The organism is Bradyrhizobium sp. CCBAU 53351, from assembly GCF_015291745.1.
Classification (GTDB): domain Bacteria; phylum Pseudomonadota; class Alphaproteobacteria; order Rhizobiales; family Xanthobacteraceae; genus Bradyrhizobium.
The window spans coordinates 2,698,438-2,722,932 of sequence record NZ_CP030059.1; the positions used below are offsets into that span (position 1 = coordinate 2,698,438).

A 24,495-nucleotide genomic window follows, 5' to 3' on the forward strand; every position below is an offset into this window, starting at 1 on the left:
TGGAAATATTGTTCCGCTTTGGATTGAAGACAATCCATGCAAATATGACGGCTATGTCTACGATTTGGAAACAATCGGTGGAAGCAGCCTTTGGATAAGCTCGGCAGCCTCCGGGCCTTCGTGAAGGTGGTGGAAAGCGGCAGCTTTGCCGAGGCCGGTCGGCAGCTGCGGCTGTCGCGCTCGGCGATCAGCAAATACATCGCCGACCTCGAGGAAAGCCTCGGCGTCCAGCTCCTGAACCGGACCACGCGGCACGCCAGTCCGACCGAGAACGGCCAGCGCTATTTCGAACGCGCGCTCGTCATCCTCTCGGAGGTCGAGGCCGCCGACCAGGCGGTGACGCAGGCCCAGTCGGCGCCGCGCGGGCTGCTCCGCGTCAACGCGCCGATGTCGTTCGGCACGATGCGGCTCGGGCCGGTGCTCGCCGATTTCATGGCGCGCTTTCCCGACCTGCAGCTCCAGATCGTGCTCAGCGACGACCTGCTCGATCCGGTCCAGGATGGCTTTGACGTGACCTTGCGGATCGCGGAACTGGAATCCTCCAGCCTTATCGCGCGAAAAATCATGCCGGTGACGCGCATGATCTGCGCTTCGCCGGATTATCTGGCGCGGCATGGCACGCCGAAGCATCCGCAGGATTTGCGCGACCATGCTTCGCTGACCTACGGCTTCCTGCTCACCGGCAACCAGTGGAAGCTCACAGGCAGCGACGGCGATCACTGGATCCAGCCGGCCTGGTCGCTCTGCGTCAACAACGCCGAAGTGCTGCGCGACGTCGCGATCAAGGGCAGGGGGCTTGCGCTGCTTCCGGACTTCATCGCGACTGATGCGTTGAAGAAGGACGAGCTACGGACGGTGCTGGACGACTATGCCGCGCCGCCGCTCGCACTCTATGCGGTGTATCCGCCGACGCGGCATCTGTCGGTGAAGGTGCGGCTGTTCATCGACTTCCTCGTCGAGCGGTTTGGCCGCGAGGAGGAAGGCATGCGGTCGCGCTGAGGACAACTCATGATCGCGCCTCTGTCAGGCCTCGATTTCGAGCCGAACTTCCACATCCTCACCAATGCGGGCAAGCCTGCGCGCTCGTGTCTCCGCGATCGCTGATGAGAAATCGTGAACCATCTGTATCACTTCGGGCGCCAACTCGCCCGTGTTCACGATTTTGATCACATAGGGCGCTTTGAGAGCGTTCATCCCTCTGCCAAAAATCGAGTCGAGGAATGCTCCCACAATATCGCCATGCCATTCTGGCGCTCCCATTGCAGCCTTGAGCGCTAGTCGAAAATCCTGAGCAGTTTTCCAAGTGCTTGCATCGAGTTCTATGTCGTGCATGGCATACCAAGTGATTTGTCTAGCCGACCGACCGCTGTTCGGCCGGTGCGAGCAATTCGTCCAGCGCACTCATCGAGGCCTTCTGGAGCGCTGCGAGCTTTCCCGCGGCATCTTTGCATTCAGGCGCGGACAGTGATGGGGCGGCGTCCTCGACCTCGCGGCAGTGCTCGAACAGGCTGACGAGGCCGAGCGCGCCGGCGGCGCTGCCGAGCTGGTGGGTAAAGCGCGCGAGCTGCTTGTGGTCGCCGGTCGCTGCGGCCCTGGTGATGTCCTCGATCAGTCTGTCGCTGGTTTCCTGCAGCAGATGATGCAGCTTTGCGATCTGGGTCGGGCCCAGCAGTTCCCTCTGGTCGTCGAGGAAGTCCCGGTCGATCAAGGCGCCCACGGCGAGCCGTGCCGTGGCCGGCGCGACGTGCGGATCGTCCTCGAGCGCCTCGCGCAGCGCGTTGACCAGGATCGGCTTGCTGACGATCTGGACGATGCCGGCATCCGCGAGCCGTTCGCGCGCGCTGGTCGACACGTCCGCCGTGACGGCGATGATGCGCGGCGTGCTCCGCAGGCCGAGCTTGGCGATCCGCGATGCGGCCTCCACGCCGTCCATGTCGGGCATGTGCAGGTCCATCAGGATGACGTCGAATGAATGATCGCGGGCGAGCGCGACGGCCGATGCACCGTTCCTGGCGATCATGGGGTGATGGCCGAGCCGTTTCAGGATCGCCTCTCCGACCTCGCAATTGACGGGATCGTCGTCGACCAGCAGCACGTTGAGCGGCCGCGACGGTGGCGGAAGCGCGCCTTGCGCGACACCGCTTGCTGCCAGGTCCAGCGGCACTTCGAAGGTGAACGTGCTGCCCGCGCCCGGCGTGCTCGCAACCGTCAACTCGCCGCGCATCAGGCGGCTGAGGCGCCGCGCGATCGCAAGGCCGAGGCCCGTGCCGCCGAACCGCCGCGCGATGCTGTCGTCGGCCTGCACGAAATCCTCGAAGATCCGCTCGTGCATGTCGGGGGCGATGCCGATGCCGGTATCGCGAACGGTGACGCGCAGCAGGACATGATCGTCGTGCCGCCCGGCGGCCGCGTTCACGGCGATCCCGCCTGACGGCGTGAACTTGATGGCGTTGCCGATGAGGTTGAGCAGGATGCGATTGAGCCTGACGGGGTCGCCATGCACCGAGGCATGGACCGACGCATCGCAGGCCAGGTCGAAAGTCAGCCCCTTGCCCAGGGCTTGCGGACGCATCAGCTCGGCGGCCGTCTCGATCAGCTGGTCGAGGCGGAAATTGCGCGGCTCCAGCGTCTCGGTGCTGGCCTCCAGGCGGGCATATTCCAGGACGGCGTCGACCAGCGCGATCAGCGTTTCGCCCGATGCGGCTGCGGTCGCGAGGTGGCGCCGCTGTGCTTCACTGATGGTGCCGTCGTCGAGCAATTGCAGCACGCCCATCACGCCGTTCAGCGGCGTGCGCAGCTCGTGGCTGACGACGGCGAGGAAGCGCGATTTGGTTTCGTTGGCTTGCACGGCGAGGCTGCGCGCGCGCTCGGCGGCATCGTGCTCGGCCAGGGCCTGATCGCGCGCTTTCTCCAGCTCGGAGGTGCGCTCGATCACCTTGCGCTCGAGCGTCGCATAGGATTCGCGTAGGTGCGCGGCCATGCGGTTGAACTGGTCGCCGAGCGCTTCCAGCTCGTCGCCGGTCTTGATCGCGAGCCGAAGGCCGAGATCGCCGCTCCCGATCCGCCGTGCGCCCTGCGTCAGGAGCTGGATCGGCCCCGTCATGCGCCGGCTGAGAAAGAGCGAGACCAGCACCGCACCGACCAGGAGGACGACGAGGAGGAAGGTCGAACGGCCGATCGATGCATAGATCGGCGCATAGGCTTCGGTGAGCGGCAGCTCGACGAATACCAGCCAGCCGAGCGAGGGGACCGTCGCGTAGGTCGACAGCACGCGCTGGCCGGTCAGATCCTCCTTGACCAATCCGCCGGAGGGCGGTCCCACACCATCGAGCGCGGAGCGGACGTCGGCATGGCCGGAGAGGTCGCTGCGCTGCAGGGCCCGCCACAAATCCGGATGCGCGATCAACACTCCCATGCGATCGACCACATAGGCCTTGCCGGTGTTGCCGACCCTGATTCCGGTGACGAGGTCCCAGATGAAACGCAGATTGACCTCGGCGACGATCACGTTCGGATTGCGGCCAGTGCCGCGCGTGGCGAGCGTCATGAACGGCTCGGTGTCGGCGAAGAAGTAGACCGGCCCATAATATGCGCGGCTTTCGTTGGCGCCGCGGAAGGCAGGCGAGGCGGACAGATCGGCCTTGCTGCCGATCCTGTCCGCCACGCGGCGGGACACCCGGACCTGCTCGAGCCCGCGCGAGTCCAGCTCGGCGATCTCCGCGATGGCCGGCGACAGGCGCAGGAGACGGATGGCGTTCAACCGCTCGTCTTCGTTGCTCGACAGCTCCGGCGGCAGGCGGGAGAGCCATCTGATCTGGTTCTCGATCTGGCCGACGAACTGGCCGATCTGGATCGCCGCGGACGCTGCCTGCTCGCGCTGGGTTGCCGCCAGAAGCTGCTTCTGCTCGCGATAGGAGAACCAGACGTCGAAGCCGGTGTTGATGGCGAGCGCGGCAAAGGCGAGGGCGAGGATCGAGTAGAGATATTTGCGGAACAGCCGGCCGGGAGGCGTCCGCAAATGTCCCTGGTCGATCGTCTCGTTCACTCGCGGATCTCGTCGGCACGCGCGAGCAGCGTGAATGGAATGGTCAATCCGAGCGTGCGAGCAACGGTGCGGTTGATCAGGAGCTCGAATTTCCGAGGCGATTGCACCGGAAGATCGCCGGCCTTGGTTCCGCGCAGGATGAGATCGACGTAATCGGCCGAGCGCACTTCCAGCGTCGGTCCGTAGCTCATCAACCCGCCGGCATCCATGAAGTAATGGAACGGATAGATCGTGGGCACGCGATACTTGTCCGCCGCGGCGACGACCGCCTGGCGGTTGACGACGAGGAAGCTGTCGACCAGCGCAATCATCGCCGCCTTGGGCGGTTCGGAGAAGCGCCTGACGGCATCTTCGATTTCCGCCGGCGCGCTCACGGGGGCGGCGAGGACCGACACCCCGGACTCCGCCGCCTCCTGCTCAATCGAGTCTAGGAAGAAGCGTCCCGCCCGAGGTGTGGTCGCCGGATTGAACAGGACACCGACGCGCGCAAGGTCGGGCACCGCCTCCCGGATCAGTTGCAGCCATTTGCCGCCCATCTCGGCGGTGCTGTTGGTGAAGCCGGTCACGTTGCCGCCGGGATGGGCGAGGCTTTCGACAAAGCCGTTGCCGACGGGATCGTTGGCGGTGGCAAAGACGACCGGAATGGTCTTGGTGGCGGCAAGGACCGCCGCGGTTTCGACGGTGGATCCCGTCAGGATCACATCCGGCTTGAGGTCGAGCAACTCCTGAATGGCCGCCTTCAGCCGGTCCGGTGCGCCGAAGCTTGAACGCAGCTCGAGGCGGAAGTTGACGCCTTCGACCCAGCCGCGCTGCCTCAAGCCGACGATGAGACCGCCGAGGCGCGAGGTCGCGCTGTCGATCATGGCCCGCTTTGTCAGCTCGTCGTCGAGCGGCAATGCAGTCAACGATGCGACGATCCGCATGCGATCCGAACTTGCGCCGAGCGCGATCCATCCTGCGGCGGTGGCTCCCGCAAGACGAATGAGGCCGCGGCGATCGACCGCGAAAGCGGAAGGCCGTTCGGTCATGGAGTTCTTTGCATGATGGCTTGCCCCAGTTCGGATGCTTAGCGCGATCGGCCGGCGTCCACAATTGATCAAAAAATGCGCTTGTGAATGTTCATTCGCAGCGTTTGGCAGCCCGATACCGTATTCCTACGCCGCCAAAGAGTCGCTGTTTCGAACTTGGTCTCCTCGGTGGCGTCTTGTAGCGCCCTATGGCGTTGCAACATTTTCCGCCTCTGTTGCGGTGAAGGTTCGGGGAAGTCGATTTCGCAGCTACCGATTTTTGAAGCGTTCTTTCAAGTTGTTTCGAAGGTTTTCGATGCGCAAAATCTATCTCGTTCCGGCCGTCCTCGGCCTGCTCACCTCGTTTGCTGCCGGGCCGCTCGCGGCCCAGGGCGCCGTGCCGAAGCAGAAGGCTGCACCGGCACCCAAAGCCGCTGCTGCCGGGGCTCCTTCCGCAGCCGGCACGGCCGTCGCCGCCGGGACGAATTCGGCGGAGGCACCAGGCGCGGACGACAAGATCAAGGCGATCGACGGCTTCCGCTCGGCGAAGTTCGGCATGAACGAGGCCGACGTCCGCGCGGCGATGGCGAAGGACTTCAGCGTCAGGCCCGAGGCCATCAAGGCGCAGGACAATGCGTCCGAGTTGACGCACAGCATCCTGCTGTCGGTTCCCGAGCTGCTGCCGAACGGCGGGACCGCCGAACTCTCCTACGTGTTCGGCTACAAGTCCAAATTGCTGATCCAGGTCGGCGCGGTCTGGTCGAAGGGGACCGACACGGCGATGACGCCGGAGAAGCTGTTCTCCAACGCCAACATCCTGCGCGCCCATTTCATGGGCGAAGGCTTCAAGCCCGACTCCATCGCGGTCAACATGCCCGTCGCCGGCGGCATCGTGATGTTCCGCGGCAGCGACGCCAGGGATCGCTCGGTGATCCTGTTGCTCCAGGGCACGTTCGAGAACAAGGAGAACAACCAACGCATGCTGACGCCGACCAGCCTGCTGCTGTTCTACGTGGCCGACGCCAAGAGCCCCGACATCTTCAAGCTGCCGCCCGGCCAGTTCTGATGCCGGGCGCCGACATTCTCCCACCTGGTTGTGGATCGGCGCCAATGCCGATGATGAGGATCTGACATGCGCGGGCCATCTGCGACGCGAGGCAATGACGACCTGACGACGCTGCGGAAGCTTTCCCGCTTCCGTTCGATGTCGCTGCTCTGCGCGATGCAGATGGTCTTCCTGCCGGTATACAGCGTTCGCGTCCGGGCGCAGACGGCGAACGTCATCCTCCCGGATGGGCGCACCGGGACCAGCCTTCAGACGTCCGGCAGCGTCACCAATGTCACGACGTCGACCGTCTCGGGCAACAGCGCCTTCAACTCGTTCTCGCAGTTCAGCGTCGGGCAGGGCAACACGGTCAACCTGCAACTGCCGACGGGCACGCAAAATCTCGTCAACATCGTTCGCGACGCGCCGGTCTACGTCAACGGCACGCTGAACTCCTACATGAACGGTGCGATCGGCGGCAACGTCTACTTCGCCGATCCCAAGGGCTTCGTGGTCGGCCGCAGCGGCGTGGTCAATGTCGGCAGCCTCAACGTCTCGACGCCGACGCGCGAGTTCACGGACAGCCTGATCGGCGCGGGCGGGCAGATCAACCAATCGGCGGTCGGCAACCTCATGGCGGGCTCGTTCCCGGTCTCGCCGGACGGCAATATCCGCATCTATGGTCGCATCAACGCCCAGGACGGCGTACGCCTGACCGGGCAGAACGTCTATGTCGGCGGCGCCAGCCAGCGCGACATCGCCAATCTCGACCATGCCGCGAAGTTCGCAGCCTCGGTCAATTCCAAGGGCCTGCGTAGCGCCAGCGCGATCACCGTCAGCAACGGCTCGATCCATATCGGCGCCGTCAGCAACGCTCGCGTCAACGGGCGCCTGACCGCGCACAGCAAGACCGCGACGCCGAGCAACATCACCGTTCAGGCCGGCAACAATATCGATGTCGGCAAGAACGCCAGGCTGAACATCGCGAGCAAGACCGGCGATGCCGGCGAGATCCGCCTGAAGGCGACGCAAAACCTGACCGTGGCGGGCGGCGCCAGGTTCAATGCGAGTTCGATGACGGGCAACGCCGGTCTCGTGGACTTCAGCGCGAACGGGATCATCGGCGTGGGCAGGGGCGTTGCAATCAACCTTGCCGCGCCGAACGGCAAGGCGGGCACGCTGCTGTTCGATCCGACCGACGTGGTGGTCGGCGATGCCGGTCAGGGCGACACCGGCGTGACCTTGTCGAACAGCTCGATCGCGAATGCGCTCGCGGGGCTCAGTGCCGGTGCCGACTACCTCATTCAAGCGGACAACTCCATCACGCTCGCTGCGCATGCGGTGATCGATGCCCGCCGCCTCGATGGCTCCGGCCATTCCACCGGAAACGCCAACAACGTCATCATCGATGCGCCGAACATCGATATCAGGAACGGGGCGCAGATCCTGGCGCAGACGGTCAATTTCGGCGGAACCAACTACGCCGACGGCAACGTCACGCTGAGGGCAACCGCGAGCGACATCAAGCTGTCCGGCCAGGCCACCGCTGCGACGGCGATCACCGTCGACGGCAAGATCACCGGCGGCACCGTCTCGATCACCGCGACGTCGACGGCGGTGTCGAGCTTCCTGGACGGTTCGCTGGCCGGCGATTTCGCGCTCGTCGGCTCGACACTTGCCGCCTCTCTGCTCGGGCTCAATGGCGGCTATGTCGCGGCCAGCGCCACGGCGACCATCAACATCAACAGCCACGCCGACATCAACGGCCGTGGCGACGTCACCATTTCGGCGCATACATCGGAGACCGCCTCGGATCCCGCGATCGCCTCCACCTTGCTCGGCAGTCTCACGCCGGTTGCCGCCGGCGTGGTCGTCGGCAAGATCGACGGCACCGCCACCACCAACGTCGCCTCGGGTGCGACGATCAACGCCGGCGATAACCTCGAGATCAAGGCGCTCAATGATGCGACCATCGCTGTCTCTGCCCTCGCGGCATCGACGAGCGCACAGATCGTCCCGACGGTGGCCTATTCCAAGGGATCGGTGACCACGATCGCCAACGTCGAGAGCGGCGCGCATCTTGCGGCGGGCACGGTGAGCACGAGCGGCAGCACCTTGAAGGTGCGCGCGATCAACAACAATTCGTTCTCAACCAGCGCGACGTCGGTTGCTGCACCCGGATTGGGGGCGAGCGGCGCCGTCGGCGGCGCGTTCGCCATCAGCGACATCACGACGTCCGTGACCGCGACGCTCGGCGCATCGCTCGGAACCGATACCGCCAACCGGATGAACGGTTCCGTGCTGGTCGAGGCGACGTCCGACACGACGAGCAATTCCACGATGGCTTCGTCCATCGCCGGCCTGCCGGCGCTGATCGCGGCGATCGAGAGAGGACTGCGTTCCGTCACCGCGCCGACGTCGATCATCCAGGACCACATGTCCTCGCTAGTGCCGCTGAACTTCAATTTCAAGGCCGCAGGCGCGCTTTCCCTGGCCAACAGTACGCAGAGTGCGACCGCTGCGATCGCGCAAAACCCGAGCAGCGGCGCGCCAAGCATCTATGCCAGCGGCAACGTCGCCGTCGCCAGCAACGTCATCGATCGCGGCGTTCGCAGCAACGCGACGGCCAGCGCCATCACGAAGGACGTGGTGTCCGGCGAGAGCACGGCCATCAGCGCGGCCGTCGCCTGGGGCAATTTCACCCACAACTCGAATGCTTATGTCGGCAACGGAACCCTGATCAACGCGGCGAACATCGCCGTTGACGCCACCACCGAATTGCCCATCACCAACACCTGGCTGAAATGGGATGGGCTCGGCGCGGTTCTGAGCCACCTCAACGGCAGTCTCGGCGTCGGGGGCAACATCCTGACCAGCTATGCCAACGCCACGGCGGACGCGGGCGACACGATCGGCATCGCCGGCTCGCTGAACCATTTCGTCGTGAACAACAACACGACGGCGTGGGTCGCCGGCAGCGCGAACCTGACGGCAACCTGCGCCGCGGCGGCCTGCGGCAGTGGCACCGGCTGGTCGGTCGGAATGGACAATGGCGACCTCCACACCTACGACACCAGCATTCAGGTTGCGGCGACCACGACGACCGCGTCGATCGACGCCGCCGGCAATGTCGGTACGCTCGGCTTCCTGACCGGCAACACGTCGGGCGGCTCTTCGGTCGGCGGCGCGCTCAATCTCGTCCAGTTCAACACCAACACCATTGCCGGCGTCTCGGACCGCGCGACGCTCCGGGCGGCGGACGACATCGCCGTCAACGCGATCACGTCGGACCAGTTCGTCGCCGTCGCGCCGTCGTCCGGCAAGGCCGCGGGCGCGCTGGCGCTGAACGGCATTACCTCGCTCGGCTTCCTGAACAACACGACGCATGCGTCAATCTCCAGCCAAGCCACTGTCTATGCCCCGACCGTCAATATCCTGGCACAGCAGGATCTGTCGGTCGTGACACTGGCCGGCGCGATGAGCCGAAACACCAGCGGCGGTTCGGCCGTCGGGTTGGCTGTCGCCTATCTCGGTGCAAACACCGACACCTCCGCCTATATCGGGGACAATCATTCCGACATCCGGCCGGGGCCGTTCAGCGCCGACGATCCGTTTGCCGGCAATGGCGGCGGCAGCGGAGCCGTCAACGTCGACAATCTCACGCTCAGCGCGACCACCTCGGGGCGCATCACGGCAGCGGCCGTCGCAGCATCGATCTCCGAGCCGCAGGCGTCCAGTTTCTCCGACAAGGCGGGCGCTGCCGGGGCAGGCGCGACCGGAGGGGCCGCGGGCGTGGCGACGGCCGCGAGCAAGATCGGCTCGTCCTCGGGATCGAGCACCGAAGGCTTCAGCATCGATCTCGCCGGCAGCTCGTCGATCAGCGATGTCGCACTCGGCACCAGCGCCTATATCAGGAACACGGCGGTCAACAAGTTCACCACGACTGGGACCGTGGTGACCAACACGATCGTCCAGGCGCTGAACGACACCATGCTCAACAATGGGTCCGGCTCCGCGGCGCTCAATCTAGCCGGAGCATCCGCTCAAGGGGCCGCGATCGGCGGCGCGATCGCCGCGGCGATGTCGAACAATGCGACGCTCGCCTATATCTACGGCACCACCCTGAGCGACCAGAGTTCGGTGACGGTGCAGGCGCTCAATGGCGGCTCGGAGACCGTCGTCGCGCTCGGCGTGGCGGGATCGAAATCCAATGCCGCGTCACTGTCGGCCTCCGTCGGCATCGTCACGGACAGTGCCAACGCCTATATCGAGAGCTCGACGGTCACGGGCCAGTCCTCCGGCGTCAATCGCGCGCTCGAGGTCGATGCCTACCAGACCACGAACATCGCGATTGGTGGTGGCTCGCTCTACATATCGGGTGGCCAGGCCGGCGTCGGCATCGGCCTGACCTATGCGTCGGTCGCCGATCCCACGGGCGGCAACGCGACAGATGCGCATATCCGCAGCACGTCGATCTCGAACTACGACACCCTGCTGGTGTTGGCCGACAGCGCCAGCGTGATTGCGGCCGGTGCGGCCTCGGGCGGGGCGGGGTCCAACGGGCTTGCCGGTGCGATCGTCGTCAGCGAGATCGCGCCGACCACGACGGCCTACATCAACAGCGGCGCGACGGTGAACATCAATGTCGGTGGCGTGACGGTGCTGGCCGACAGCGGCGCCGTCTCGGCGCTGGACACCGCGCTCGGCAACCTCGTCAAGAAGTCGAACAACAACCATCTCGCCACCGACACCTGCACGGTCGCTGGCGGCACGGGCGGGCAGAACTGCATCGACTTCAGCGCGGCCGCGCTCAACGACGGCACGGGCAATGGTCCCGGCGCTAGCATCGTCTCCGTTGCGGGTCTCATCCAGGCCGGCAAGAACAATGCGGGCGCCTCGATTGTCTACAACACCATCGCCACCACGCATTCGGCCTACATAGCCAACGTGCTGATGTCGGCCCCGGGCAATGTCCGCGTCAGCGCGGTCGATTCCTCGAAGATCCAGGCGGTTACGATCGGGTTCGGCCTTGCGACCGGCCAGTTTGCCGGCGTCGGCGGCACAACGATAAGCTCGATCGCCAACACCGTTTCGGCCGCCATCGGCAACAACCTGTCGAGCGCGTCGCAATCCTCCGTCACCGGACGCAACATATCCGTCAACGCGACCGACAATTCCAGCATCACCGGCACCGCCGCCATTGCGGGCGCCTCGACGCAAGGCAGCGCCGCGGGCCTGGCGCTGGTCTACAGCAGCATCGCCAACAATGTCAGTGCCGGCGTCACCGGCTCCAAGCTGACCGCCTCGGGCAATGTCGGGGTCAACGCGAACTCGAATGCCAGCATTTCGACCGTCGCCGTCGGCATTGCGATGTCCTCGCAGGTGGGCCTCGCCGGCTCGGTCGCCACCAACCTGATGGGGACCAGCGTCACCGCCAGCATCACCGCCGCCGGCGCCAACGGCATCAACGGGGCCGACGTCACCGCCACCAACAATGTCGGCGTGATCGCCGGCAACAACGACAAGGCGGCCGTGTTCGCGGGTGCCTTGTCGATCAGCAAGGGCGCCGCCGGCGGCGCCGGCTCGCTGGTGACCAACCAGATCACCGGAACCACCGCGGCCTATATCACGGGCGCGAACACCAAGGTTGACGCGCTCGGGACCAGCTCCACCGATACGCTGTCGGTCAACAACGGCACGCTGGTCCACGCCTTCGACCTCGGCACCGCCCATGCGCCGACCGACACCACGCCCGATCTCTCCGAGAACCAGGACATCGTCCGCGGCCTTGCCGTGGTGGCGAGCTCGCATCAGGCGGTCGTGACCAACGTCGCTTCGGTCGCCGCGAGCGGCGGCATCTCGATCATGATCAACCCCATCACCAACGTGATGAGCGGGGCGACGCGGGCCTATATCGACAGCGCGGCCATCGACACGCGCCTGACCTCCTCGACGCTCAAGCCGCAGATCGAAGTGGCGGCGTCGAGCTTCTCCTATTCCGGCGCGTTCGGCGCCGGCATCGCCTACGGCAGCAGCGTCGGCGGTGGTGCGACGATTGTCTCGACGACGATGTCGCGCGAGACCGTCGCCTATATCACCAATGCCACGGTCGGCGGCGTGCAGTCGTCGAGCGAGACGGTCGGCGCCGTCACCGTGAAAGCCAACGCGGAGCAGGATGCATCCTCGATCGCGATCGGCTTCAACACCGGCTCGGTCGGGCTCAACGTGTTCCAGGCGACGACGGAGGCCTATGTCGACGGCGGCGGGCTGACGGCCTCGTCTCTGACGGTGAACGCCAACAGCAACACCGGCATCTTCTCCGCGAATGGGTCCGGCGCCTATGGCAGCCAGGCCGCGATCGGCGCGGCGTTCCTTGTCCAGGTCTCCGCGAACCGCACGCTGGCCTATGTCGGCGACGAGTTCCACTATGAGGGCGGCAGCGCGCCGCACACGACCGCGCTCAATTTGAGCGGCGCGCTCGACGTCGAGGCCAAGACCAAGAATCGTTTCGAGGCCTATGCGATCGGCGGCGCGCTCTCGACCGGCACGGCGGCGATCGCCGGCATGGCCAACATCGAGGTCGCCAACAACACCACCATCGCCGGCGTGTACGACACCACGCTGCAGGGGGTGACGGGAGACGCCGCCGGTGCGGTGACGATCAACGCCAACGAGGACGTTGCGATCAAGGAGATCGCCGGCGCGCTTGCCGTGGGCGCAAGCGGGGCAGGGGTTGGCGTCGGCGCCGCGGCCAACGTCATCGTGTTCAAGAGCCGGACCGTTGCGGAGAGCTGGAACAGCAACCTGAATTCGTCCGGGGCGGTCAACGTCACCGCGCTCAGCACCAAGGAGGTGCTGTCCTACGCGGTGACCGCCGGCATCGGCGGCAGCGTCGGCATCGGCGCGACGGTCGGCGTCATCATCATCGGCACCAACACCGCTGATGCCGACACCCAGGGCCAGCAGACCGGCCAGCTCAACCAGAACGGCAACGGCACCATCGCGTCCGTGAACAGCGGCACCAGCAGCACGCATGGCAGCGACGCCGTCGCCAGCGGCACCGCCGGCAATCCGAACAGCGCCAATGTCAGCTCGACCTATGATGTCAGTGGTGTGCTGAGCGGCGGCAGCGATGTCGTCGTCGCACAGATCGCAGGCGGCCACGTCACGAGCACCACTCAGGTCAACGTCGTTGCGACCAGCGCTAACGCGGCCAAGATGTACCTGCTCGGCGCCGGCTTTGCCAAGAATGTCGGCATCGGTGCCGGCATCGGCTACACCAGCGTCAACAGCACCGTGGTGGCCAATCTGAGCGACTACGGACGCAATCGCTCCGGCGTGCTGGAGGCGGCGGATACGCCCTTGGTCGTCTCGGCGCCTTCCGTCAGCGTGGCGGCGGCGGTCAAGGACGCCGATACCGGACCTTATAGCGGCAAGACCATCGACACCGAGGCGATCGCCGGTGGTGCGGCGCTTTACTTCGGCGCCCAAGCCGCCGTGGCGGTCGGCAATGTCACCAATACCGTGGCGGCGCTGCTCGGCGGTCAGATCACCGGCACGGGCGGGACCGGCGCTGCCGTCATGGCGCAGGATACCACGACCCAGGTGGTCTTCACGGGCGGTGTCTCCGCCGGTGCTGTCGCCGTCGGCGCTTCGGTCGCGACGGCTAGCCGGACCAGCTCGGTCGCAGCGCGGGTCTTGAACGGTGCCACCATCAGCACCTCGCAATTGTTGGTTGGCGCTGCCGGGGCAGGCACCCTGAGCACGACGGCAACCGCACTCGGCGGCGGCATCGTCGCCGGCTCGGGTGCGGACGCGGAGGCGACGGAGAACTCCTCGGTGCTCGCGGAGATCGGCGCCAGCGCCTCGATCACGACGTCCGCGAGCGGGATCGGCACGCTGGTGTCGGCAGCGATCGCGCCGAATCTGTCGAGCGAGGCGATCGGCGTTTCGGTCGGCGGCGGTGCCGTCGGCGTCGCCATCGCACAGTCCACGGTCGGCGCCACGGTGACGGCCGATGTCGGCGACGGCGTCAGCTTCTCGGGCGGTGCGCTCGACGTGAGCGCCAAGGCGCTGGTTCCGACCAGTGGTACGACGACCTGGGCCAAGGCGCTCGCCGGCGGCGGCGGCTCGCTGATCGGCGCGCAGGGCAGCTACGCCAAGGCGTCGCAGAACGCGACCGTGAGTGCCTATGGCGGGGTGGGGATCAGGCTGCCCAACGCCAACGTGACGATCGAGGCTGAAAACGACAGCGCGCAATACGCCGAGGCGACCGGCCTTTCGACCGGGTTCCTGGCGCTCGGCGCCACCGTCGCGCAGACGTCATCCAGCGCGCACACCTATGCCTATCTGGGCGCGCCTGCGGACATGGATGGCCTCAACCACGGCAATTACACGGGCGTCCTCTGGATCAAGGCCACCGGCACGGATGCCAACCTGTCCAACGCGAAGGTCGGCGCGGGCGGCACCTATGCCGGCGCGGCGGCGGTCGCCACCACCAGCTCGTCCGCGGTGACCAATGCGCGGTTCGACGGCGGTGCGACGGACGACACGCTCTATTTCGGCGGCTTCCGCATCGACGCCAAGCACACCACGAATTACCTCGCGAGCGGCGACGCCTACCAGGCGTCCACGGCCGGCGTGTCCGCCGGCAAGGCGCGGAACGACGTCGACTCCACCACCACGGCGGAGGTCGGACCGCATCTGATCATCAACTCGGCGGGCGGCGACATCGTCGTCATCGCCAACGACATCGTCAACCAGGCCGGCGGCGGTGCGCGTTCGGGTTCCGGCGGCTCGTTCTCGGGAGCGGCCGCGCTCAGCGAGTCCTATGTGACGCAGACCGTCACCACCAATATCGGCGCCGGCACGGTGTTGAGCCTCAACGACGATCCCAGGACCTCGACCGCGGTGATCAACATCGAGGCCTACAACACGCTGAACACCAACGACACCGCGAGCCTCGCCACCGCCAGCTTCTTCGCCGGCGGCGGTGCCGAATCCAACATGACGGCGAATGCCACGCTCGCGGTCAACATCAACGCCCGCCAGCTGTTCAGTGCCGGCAAGATCTATGTCGGCACGGCGGCGAAGATGGCGGCGTCCAACAATGCCAATGCCAGCCTCTACGGCGCGATCGCTGGCGTCGGCGCCAGCACCAACAGCTGGGTTCACGCCAACCAGTCCGTCAATGTCGGCGCGGGCACGAAGATCGTGGCCTGGCGCGACATCGCCATCTATGCCGGTCTTGCCGGCGACGGCTCGGTCTTCAGTAGCGTGCAGGCGATTGCGACGACGGTGGTCTACAACAACACCGCCATTCCGATCTCGACGCTGTACCGCGGAACGGCCAATGCCGACGACACCACGAGCCTGACGCTCGCGCCCACCTCGAGCGTGCTGGGCGCCCGAAATATCTATCTGGGCGCCACGCAGGGGCAGGTCACGGCCGTCGGCAACGGCAGCAACTACAATCCGTATCTGGACATCTTCAGCGCCAAGAACAGCGACAACCACAGCCACACCAGCGGCACCGGCGACGTCGCGCTCAACGGCCTCGTGGTGGCCGGCATCAACAACGACTTGACGATCACGATCGACCTCGGCGCGAGCACGCCGACCCTGAGCACGACCAGCCCGTATTCCGCGCTGACTCTGGAGTCCGTTTCCGACGTCAATCACTTCAATCCGGTGATGAGCTGGAACCACCAGACGGTCCAGTACACCACCATCGGCAGCTTCAATCCCTATCAGCTGGTGGTTAACCAGCTGGCGACGCTGACCGGCCTCTCCGAGGCACAGGTTCGCTCCCAGCTCGCAGCCGCGACGCCCACCAATCCCGCCACGATGTCGCCTTCGGGCACCGATCCGACCGGCGACATCCAGCGCCAGATCGACACCCTGATCAAGCAAGCGCCATTCACCTCCGACGCGCCCGGCAACGCCTTCGCATTCGGCGACATCCTGGTCTCCGCCGGCAACGTCTCGATCCTGGCGCAGAAGCTGACCGGTAACAGCGGCACCAATCCGGCCGCGCCCGCGGTCATCGCGCGCAGCTCGCCCTTGATCAAGATCGAGAACAAGGGCCTCGACTTCATGAGCCTCGGCAACCTCACGGTCACCGACGTGAGCGGAGGCAACATCACCTACCGCCAGATCGACCATGTCGATCCGGATTCGCACTCCAACGTGACCTTCACCGCGATGCCTAGCGCCTCGCCCGTGATCGACGTCTCGGCCACCTACAACCGCCTGGATCCCGACAGCGGCCAGGGCATCGACCAGAACGGCAACGTGCTGACCCGCACGCCCGACATCTATTTCAACGGAGCCGTCAACAACCCGAACGGCCTGCTCAAGGTCGTCAACAACCTCGGCAGTGTGGTCGCATCGAAGTCGCTCAGCGCTGCGACCGTGCAGATCGTGGTGCCCAAGGGCACGTTCACCTTCCTCGGCGGCATCGGCAGCTTCTACGACAGCAGCAGTGCGGTCACCTCGCAATGGGCGAGCACCGAAAACAGGCCGGAAGACGCGCTGACGGCGGTGATGACGGCGGCGACCTATCTCGGCGCCTATGGCGACTACTACACCGCTCCGCACATCGGCTCGGGAGGCGATCACCCGTACTTCTATTATTGCTGCGCCGACGGCAGCCACGGCATTTATCAGCCCGTCGGCAACGCCGACGCCAGCACGATCTTCACCGCGCGCATGCTGATGACGTATTACGACGGCACCTCGCTCTACTCGGCGATATTCCTGCCGATGGGCCAGGGCGCGCCGGGCAACGGCAATCCCAACGCCGGCAGCGTGCCGAGCGTCAGCACGCTCCAGCAAATCGAGGGGCCGACCAGTCAGGTGATCTCGACTGCGCCGTGGGAGAAGACGACCTACGACGGCCGCAACGTCTACGCTGATAGCGGTCCGTACAAGACGCCGTTCAACTGCGCGGGCTGCTCGGCCTTCTTCCAGGTCATCAACATCCAGCCGGATGCGATCACGCCCAAGACCGCTGAGACACCGGCCACCGTGACGGATACCCGGACCATCAGCGCCCAGGCGGTCATCATTTCGGCCTCGGTGATCAACATCAACGGCACCATCCAGGCCGGCTCGAGCAGCAATTACTCGGTCAATATCGGCGCCGACGCGGCGCAGCAGGTCACGAATCTCAAGAACAACAGCGCTGCCTTCGCCCAGGCCCAGGCCAACGCGCGGAACGGCAGCTATGTCGACATCTCAGGGGCCAACCTGACGACGTCGGGCACCGGCGATGTCAAGATCGGCGTCAAGTACAACGCTCTCACCGACCAGTTCATGCTGAACGGCGTGGTGCAGGGCGCGGGCGGCTATGTTTATCTGAACGGCAAGATCATCTCGACCTCGACCGACAATACCCAGACCCAGGGCAACATCGAGATCAAGGGCGGCGCCGGCACGATCACGGTCAACAACACGAGCGGGCTTGCGCTCGTCACCAACACCATCAACACCGGTGCCAGCGCCCAGAGCGTGGTCGAGATCGTCGACCAGCTCCAGGGCAAGACGACGTGGTATGTCTACGATCCCAAGGCGGCGAGCAACCAGCAGGTCACGAAATACGAGACCAACAGCGTCACTGCGGCCGCGGTCGACCCGTCGATGATTACATCCAGGACTGGTACGGCAGGCATCCAGTACGCGACGCAGGCGAACATGCTCTATCAGTGGGTCGACACCGCGACACTGGATCGCCCGACCAACAGCACGCAGTTCGACTACGGCTGGCACTTCACGCCCAATCAGGCCACCGGGGCGAACTGGACCACCACGACCAGCCTGGTTTCCGGCGTGCAGGGCAGCAACTACCAAAAGGTTACCACTGCGACCGGCAGTTATCACTGGGCTGACGGCGTCGACTCACAAGGCAATCCCAATCCGCTCGGCACGCATCCGGACAAGTGTTGCGGCGCGGACGCGCAATTCAACTGGTACCAGCAGATCTACGATCATTTGACGCTCACGCTGACCAACACGGTCAAGGCGTCGAACCCGATCAACATCAAGTTCACCGGCGGCGGCAACAGCGACGTCCTGGTCAATTCGACCTCCGGCATCGTCGTCAACGGGTCGATCAACAACCTTCAGGGCACGACGACGCTCAACGCCACCGGCGCCAATTCGTCCATCACGGTCGGCGCCAATGCCAACAACCCCGTGATCTCGGGCACGAGCGTGACGCTTCGGGGTGACGGCGGCATCGGCACGCTCGGTGCCAACGGGGCTCCCGTCCAGGTGCAGCTCTATGGCGGCAGCCTGACTGCCAGCTCGATCGACCGCGACATCGCGATCTCGGCCATCGGCGCGCTGTCGATCAACCAGGTGAAGGTGAATTCGGCGGGCGCCACGCCGCAGGGCAACGTCTTCCTCTCGGCGACCGGCGACATCAACTCGGTCTCTGCCTACAACCCCGCCAATCCCGTCGTGACCGGCAAGAACATCGAGATCAACTCCACCTCCGGTGCGATCGGCGCGACGAGCGCCGTCGTCAACGGCGCGAGCACGCTGACCAACATCAATCCGCTGGTGATCCAGGCGACGGGAACGGTTCAGGCCGGCGGTGCCGTCGATGGCGGCGTGCTCGACAGCACTTCTGCCACCGGCACCTACATCATCCAATCCAAGGGCGATTTGCGCCTCGGCACGATCCAGTCGACCGGCGGCCCAGTCTTCCTGGAAGCGGCGGGCTCCGACGGCAACCAGGCCAGCATCCTGAACGGGCGGGCGGCGGTCGGTCTCACCCCGGCGCAGAGCCAGCACCTGCAGGACGTCTGGGCGAGCCTCGATTTGCTCAGCGGCAACGCGGCCACCAACGCCGTCAACAGCTACCAGTCGATGGTGACGTCGGCCTACAACGACTATTTCCAGCTCAAGAACATCGCGTTCCCCAACGGCAGCACCTACGCCCCGACCTCGGTGGGGCTGACCGTGCTGCGGGCGCAGGTCGCCGCCAAGCTCGGCATCGATCCTGCCAACGTCACGGCGACCCAGATGAAGACCGAGGCCACGACGCGGTTCCTGCGGGATCAGTTCCTGCTCGGCAAGATCACCACCGACGAGCTCAAGAGCTCGCTGACGACCTTGCTCGGAACCGCTCCGGCTGATCCGCTGGCGACGCTGTTCGGCAGCTCGCTGTCGACGACGCTGTTCACCAAGCTGTTCGACGGCGTTTCGACGGCCAACCAGCGCTTGCCGAGCAACACGGCGCTGCAGACGGCGCTGAACACCTATGACGCGAGCTACAGCTATGCGCTGGCGTCGACCGAGCGGGTCTACAGCATCATCACCGCGGGTTCGCAGTGGACGCAGAGCCAGCTCGCCTACACGGTGTCGTCGTCGGCCGTCGGCGCGGCGCCGCCGCCGATCGACGACAACGTCATCGCCAATGTCAGCGCGAACCAGATCATGCTCTACGCGCCGCGCGGCTCGGTCGGCAATTCGGCCGCGCCCCAGACCTTCACCTTCACCAGCGTCGATTCCTCGTCGCTGACGCCGGAGCAGAGGGCATTGCTGGCGACGGCCGGTCCCGGCCAGCTCACCGTCGGCGCGGTCACGGATCCGACGACCCATGTCACGACCTATACGGTCAGCCTGTCGCAGCAGAACCTGGTCGTCGTCGACAATCCGATCGCGATCTCGGCCAAGGCGCTGACCAACATCTATCTCGGCAGCAAGAACAGCCTCGCGCTCGGCGGCGTCACCGCGAATTACGGCCCGATCACGGCCGCGCAGGCCAACGGCATCCAGGTGACCGGTCGCGGCGACGTCAAGCTCGATGCCGTCACCAGCATCTCCGCCAATGTGGGCGGCGCCGTGATCTCGGGCGACATCGCCAACCTGACCCTGATCGCCGAGCGCGGCAATGTCGGGGCTCCCTCGGGAACCGCCGGAAGCAATCCCGCGAACAATTCCAACGCGCTTCAGATCGCCTTTGCCGATCCGAGCCACGACCAGCTCGACCAGGTCTCGTCGGCGCAGGGCATCTATGTGAAGCAGACCACCGGCGATCTCATCCTCGGCAACATCTCCGCCGGCAATGCGATCCAGCTGGCTGCGACCGGCAGCATCTATGCCGAGGCCGATTTCACGGACCGCAGCGCGATCCATATCCTTGGCACCGACCTCGATCTGCGCGCGGGCGCCAGCATCGGCTTCAATGGCGGCGCCTTCCAGCCGCTGCAGGTGAACATCTCCGGCGCGGTGACCGGCTCGGCGGTGGGCGACCTCAGCCTCCTCGCGGTCACCGGCGATCTCGCGGTCGGCAGCAGCGGCAGCTATGGCACGCTGACGGCCGGCGGTGCGATGACGCTGAACGTGGCGCGCGGCGCGCTCACCATCAACACCAGCATCAGCAGCGACGGCCTGATGCAGCTGCTCGCCAATCGCGGCATGATTTTCGCGGCCGGCACCAGCGCGGCGCCGGTGGTTGCCACCAGCGGCACTGATGGCGTGACGCTGGTGGCCGCGACGCTGTCGATGGGAGCCTATTCCGCCATCAACGCGCCCGGATTGATCTCCGTGACGACCACGGGCGATGCGACGCTTGGCCAACTGAATTCGTCGCTGTCCTACGCGGCGGCCTCGAACACGCCGTCGATCGTTGTCACCGCCGGCGGTGTGGCCTCGCTCGGCGCGATCGTCGACAATGGCGACGGCCAGACCAAGTTCATCGCGTCGGGCGCGGGCGCCGAAGTGTCGCTGAGCGCATCGAACGGCATCGGCGGCGCGACGGGCCGGTTCACCGCCGACGCCACGCGGCTGTCGGCCAGCGCGAGCGCCGGAAGCATCTACCTGAAGGCGCTGACCGACGCCGAGGTGAGCCTGCTGTCCGCGGTGAAGGGCAGCGTGGACATCATCGGCACTGCTGGCCTGACGCTCGACCAGGTGCTGGCGGGCACCGCGACCGGCGCGAGCGGCAGCTTCAGCGCCGTCGCGAACAACGGCAGCATCGTGATCGGTACCGCCGGCAGCAGCGGCTCGCAGACGGTCCACGCAACGCAGAACGTGACGTTCAAGTCGCTCGCGGCCACCGGTGCTGCCGGCGACGTCGGCAACATCAACGTCACCGCCGACAGCGGCTTCATCCTGGCGCAGACGGTGACGTCGGGCGGGGCGACCACGCTGGGCTCGGTCTCGGCCCATGGCTCGGCGAGCCTGCTGGCCGCCACGACCATCACCGGCAACACGCTCGCCGCCACGACCGGCTCCGGCCTGCTGACCGCGGGCGGCGGCCCGATCAACTGGAACACGCTCAACGTCGGAACCACGCTGGGCATGACGGCGGGGCAGGGCAGCATCATGGTCCAAACCGCCCAGAGCGGCGGCACGCAGACCATCCGCGCCCGCGACAACGTGACGTTCAACGCGCTGACGGCGACGGGCATCAATGGCGATGCCGGCAGCATCAACGTCACCGCCGACAGCGGCTTCATCCTGGCGCAGACGGTGACGTCGGGCGGGGCGACCACGCTGGGCTCGGTCTCGGCCAACGGCTCGGCGAAGCTGATCGCCGCGGGCACCAACACCGGTCGTAACCTCACGGCCTCGACCGGCAACGCGGTGCTCAGCGGAACGGTCGTTCATTGGGACAATCTCAACGTCGGCGGCACCCTCGACGTCACCGCGACGACGGGAGGGATCACCGTCGGCACCGCCATCAGCGGCGGCACGCAGACCCTGCACGCGGTGAACGACATCGTCTTCAGCCAGCTCACCACGACGGGCATCCCGGGCGATGCCGGCGACCTCGAGGTCAAATCCGACAGGGGCTCGCTCCGCGGTGGCTCGATCTCCGCGAACGGCGCCACGCGTTTCGACGTGGCCGGATCTGTTTCGTTCGACCGGATCAGCGGCGACGTCGTCAAGATGACCTCGTCGGGTGACCTGACGATCGCCTGGGTCAGCGTCGTGAGGGAGCTCGACCTCGCGGCCGATACGATCAACGTCAAGGGCGAGCAGATCCGCTCCAACCCGGCCGTTCCGTTGATCCTGAACATCACCGGCTATAACGGCGGCGTCGCCAAATATGCCAACATCTCGATCGATCCCGACAGCATCATCATCAACCAGTTCAAGGTGGTCGACGCGACCTTCTGGACGGATGCGCCGGCGGTTTCGATCCTGAACGGCTATGTGCCGGGCCAGCTCATGCTGACCACGGCGACCCAGCAGGTGCTGCTGAACAACCGCACGCCGGCGCCGTCCAATTGGCCGACGCTGCAGCTCTACCAGCCCGGCGGCGTGTTCACGATGAGCCAGGTCGGCAACGCCAATGTCAGCAATGCCTATGTGGTGTTCTATACCGGCGACATCTCGGCGACCGTCACCAATTACGGTCCGACCCATACCTGCTGCAACGATTTCACCGGCGCGAGCATGATGCGCAACATCTCGGTCGATGGCGAGGGCAAGGAGAACATCGAGAGCTGGCTCGCGAAGAAGGACAGCGGGACGTTCTACCTGCTCGGCCTCTCGGGCCAGGCGCGTCTCGACGCGCTGCTGACGCCGCGGCCGGTCGAGACGATCGGCTCCGGTCCCGCGGTCAACATCGAGGGCCTCAGCGACATGCGCAAGCTGCGGCAGAAGGGGCAGCGTGCGGGCCGCGCGGGCTGGAAGGACGCAAGCGCGCAGACGGCGAAGCCGGCCGTGAGCCGTCTCGCGGAGGCGTGGTAGAGAATGCGGGTTCTGAGGGCAGCTCTGGTGATCGGGCTTGCAGGGTCCTGCATTGCATCCGCGCGCGCCCAGTCGATCAATCCCGGCGTGATCCAGAACGACGTCGACCGCCAGCGCCGGCAACTCGAGCAGCAGAGCGCGCCGCCCAAGCTCACAGGGCCGGCGGTAATCGGTGGCGAGCGCGAGAAGTCCCAGCTCCTCAAGCCGGGCGGGCCGAAATTCCGCCTGCGCAAGGTCACGTTCGACGAATCCAAGTTCATCACGCCGGCAGAGCTCGACGAGATCGCGAAGAAATATGTCGGCAAGGACGTCGACATCGCCTCGCTGTTGCAGCTCGTGGCCGACATCAACGCCGTCTATGCCGCGCGCGGCATCGTCACGGGCATCGCGACGCTGCCCGAGCAGGACGCCAAGGGCGGCGTCGTCAGGATCAAGCTGACCGAAGGCCGGCTCCAGAAGACGACCGTCGAGGGCAACAAGCAGACCCGCACCGACTACATCCTTCAGCGTGTGAAGGAGCCCGAAGGCGAGGTGCTCGACGTTCCCAAGCTCAACCGCGACGTGATCTGGTTCAACCGGACCAATGACGTGCAGATCAAGGCATTGCTGCAGCCCGGCACGAGTTTTGGTCTCACCGACCTGCAGTTCGCCGTGATCGAGCCGCCGGTCGACACCTTGCAGCTCTTCACCGACAACCAGGGGGCCGACAACACGGGGCGCTGGGAGGGCGGAGCCTTCTACAAGCGCCACGGCCTGTTCGGCGTCGACGACCGCCTGACCTTCTACGGCGTCCGCTCCGACGGCAATCTCAACGGCAATGTCGCCTACAGCATCCCGGTCAATCCCTGGGGCGGCCGCGCCGGCGTCAGCTATACCGAAGGCAAGATCAAGATCGTCCAGGGACCGTTCGTCGCGCTCGACGTTACCGGTCGCTCGAGCCAGGCCGCGGTCAATTTCAGCCAACCGGTCTGGGTGACGCAGGACTGGCTGGTGCTGCTCAATGCCGCCTTGACCGAAGGCAAGACGGTCAGCCGCTTCGCAACTGTTGCCGTCACCGACGATCACTACGACAAGACCACCGCGGGAATATCGGTGACCAAGTCCGGCAACACCTATTCGATCACGGTGTCGCCGGCGGTGAACTACGTCGCGTGGCATGATTACGTGCTCGGCAACAACCGCGCGTTCAACACCTTTACCGGCTCGCTGATCGCAACCAGCGCCGCGGGACCTCAGAACTTCAGTGCCAATGTGCTGGCGAGCTGGCAGTACGCGCAGGAGAAGCTGCTGCCGGGCGACCAGATCTTCTCGATCGGCGGCCCCACCACCGTGCGCGGCTACCCCTCCAACGCGGCGTCCGGCGACAGCGGCTATTACTTCAACGCCGAGCTGCACTACAACTGGTCGCAATGGCTGAGGGGTTTCGACACCTACATCTTCACCGACTGGGGCGCGGTGTATTCGACCTTCCCGGGCGTCACCGAGATGGCCTCTGTCGGCGTCGGCTTCTCCTGGACCTACGCGCAATTCATGACGTTCGAGGCGAACTACGCCACGCCGCTGAAGATGGCGGTGTCCACCCAGCACCATTACGAGGCCTATGGCCGCGTCGTCTTCCGGCCGCTGTTGATGTTCCAGAAGCAGGACAGCGTGGCGCCAGCCGCTGCAGCCGCGCGAAAGTCATAGCC

At 65.7% G+C, this 24,495-nt stretch carries 7 protein-coding genes; 4 read left to right on the forward strand and 3 right to left on the reverse strand.

The window, feature by feature from the left end:
• Positions 1-90 precede the first annotated feature (90 nt).
• Complete coding sequence (locus tag XH83_RS12575) at positions 91-999, forward strand: LysR family transcriptional regulator (protein WP_194407292.1); 909 nt, start codon at positions 91-93, stop codon at positions 997-999.
• A gap of 24 nt (positions 1,000-1,023) precedes the next feature.
• On the opposite strand, the gene XH83_RS12580 is transcribed toward XH83_RS12575, so the two are convergent.
• The 3 genes from XH83_RS12580 to XH83_RS12590 are packed head-to-tail and all read right to left on the reverse strand — an operon-like array spanning position 1,024 to position 5,073.
• Entirely contained in the window at positions 1,024-1,332 is a 309-nt protein-coding gene (locus tag XH83_RS12580; RefSeq protein ID WP_194407293.1) for a hypothetical protein, read from the reverse strand.
• Positions 1,333-1,351: 19 nt separating this feature from the next.
• Positions 1,352-4,045, reverse strand: a complete 2,694-nt coding sequence (locus tag XH83_RS12585; protein ID WP_194407294.1) for a hybrid sensor histidine kinase/response regulator — start codon at positions 4,043-4,045, stop codon at positions 1,352-1,354.
• Positions 4,042-5,073, reverse strand: coding sequence for an ABC transporter substrate-binding protein (locus XH83_RS12590; RefSeq protein ID WP_194407295.1), 1,032 nt, complete (start codon positions 5,071-5,073; stop codon positions 4,042-4,044). The genes XH83_RS12585 and XH83_RS12590 overlap by 4 nt, the downstream gene beginning before the upstream one ends.
• A 295-nt stretch (positions 5,074-5,368) precedes the next feature.
• Here XH83_RS12590 and XH83_RS12595 point away from each other — a divergent pair, with 295 nt between their 5' ends.
• The 3 genes from XH83_RS12595 (at position 5,369) to XH83_RS12605 (ending at position 24,493) form a co-directional block, all read left to right on the forward strand.
• Positions 5,369-6,118 (forward strand): hypothetical protein, encoded by a 750-nt coding sequence (locus XH83_RS12595; RefSeq protein ID WP_194407296.1) that lies wholly within the window; start codon positions 5,369-5,371, stop codon positions 6,116-6,118.
• A gap of 66 nt (positions 6,119-6,184) precedes the next feature.
• A complete protein-coding gene (locus XH83_RS12600) occupies positions 6,185-22,807 on the forward strand; it encodes a leukotoxin LktA family filamentous adhesin (RefSeq protein ID WP_194407297.1) in 16,623 nt (5,540 codons plus the stop codon).
• A 3-nt stretch (positions 22,808-22,810) separates the two neighbouring features.
• A complete protein-coding gene (locus tag XH83_RS12605; protein WP_194407298.1) occupies positions 22,811-24,493 on the forward strand; it encodes a ShlB/FhaC/HecB family hemolysin secretion/activation protein in 1,683 nt (560 codons plus the stop codon).
• The last annotated feature ends 2 nt before the right edge of the window (positions 24,494-24,495 follow it).

Coding starts and splice junctions, on each gene's coding strand:
- XH83_RS12580 (WP_194407293.1), bottom strand. CDS start 1,332: ATGCACGACATAGAACTCGATGCAAGCACTTGGAAAACTGCTCAGGAT.
- XH83_RS12590 (WP_194407295.1), bottom strand. CDS start 5,073: ATGACCGAACGGCCTTCCGCTTTCGCGGTCGATCGCCGCGGCCTCATT.
- XH83_RS12595 (WP_194407296.1), top strand. CDS start 5,369: ATGCGCAAAATCTATCTCGTTCCGGCCGTCCTCGGCCTGCTCACCTCG.
- XH83_RS12600 (WP_194407297.1), top strand. CDS start 6,185: ATGCGCGGGCCATCTGCGACGCGAGGCAATGACGACCTGACGACGCTG.
- XH83_RS12605 (WP_194407298.1), top strand. CDS start 22,811: ATGCGGGTTCTGAGGGCAGCTCTGGTGATCGGGCTTGCAGGGTCCTGC.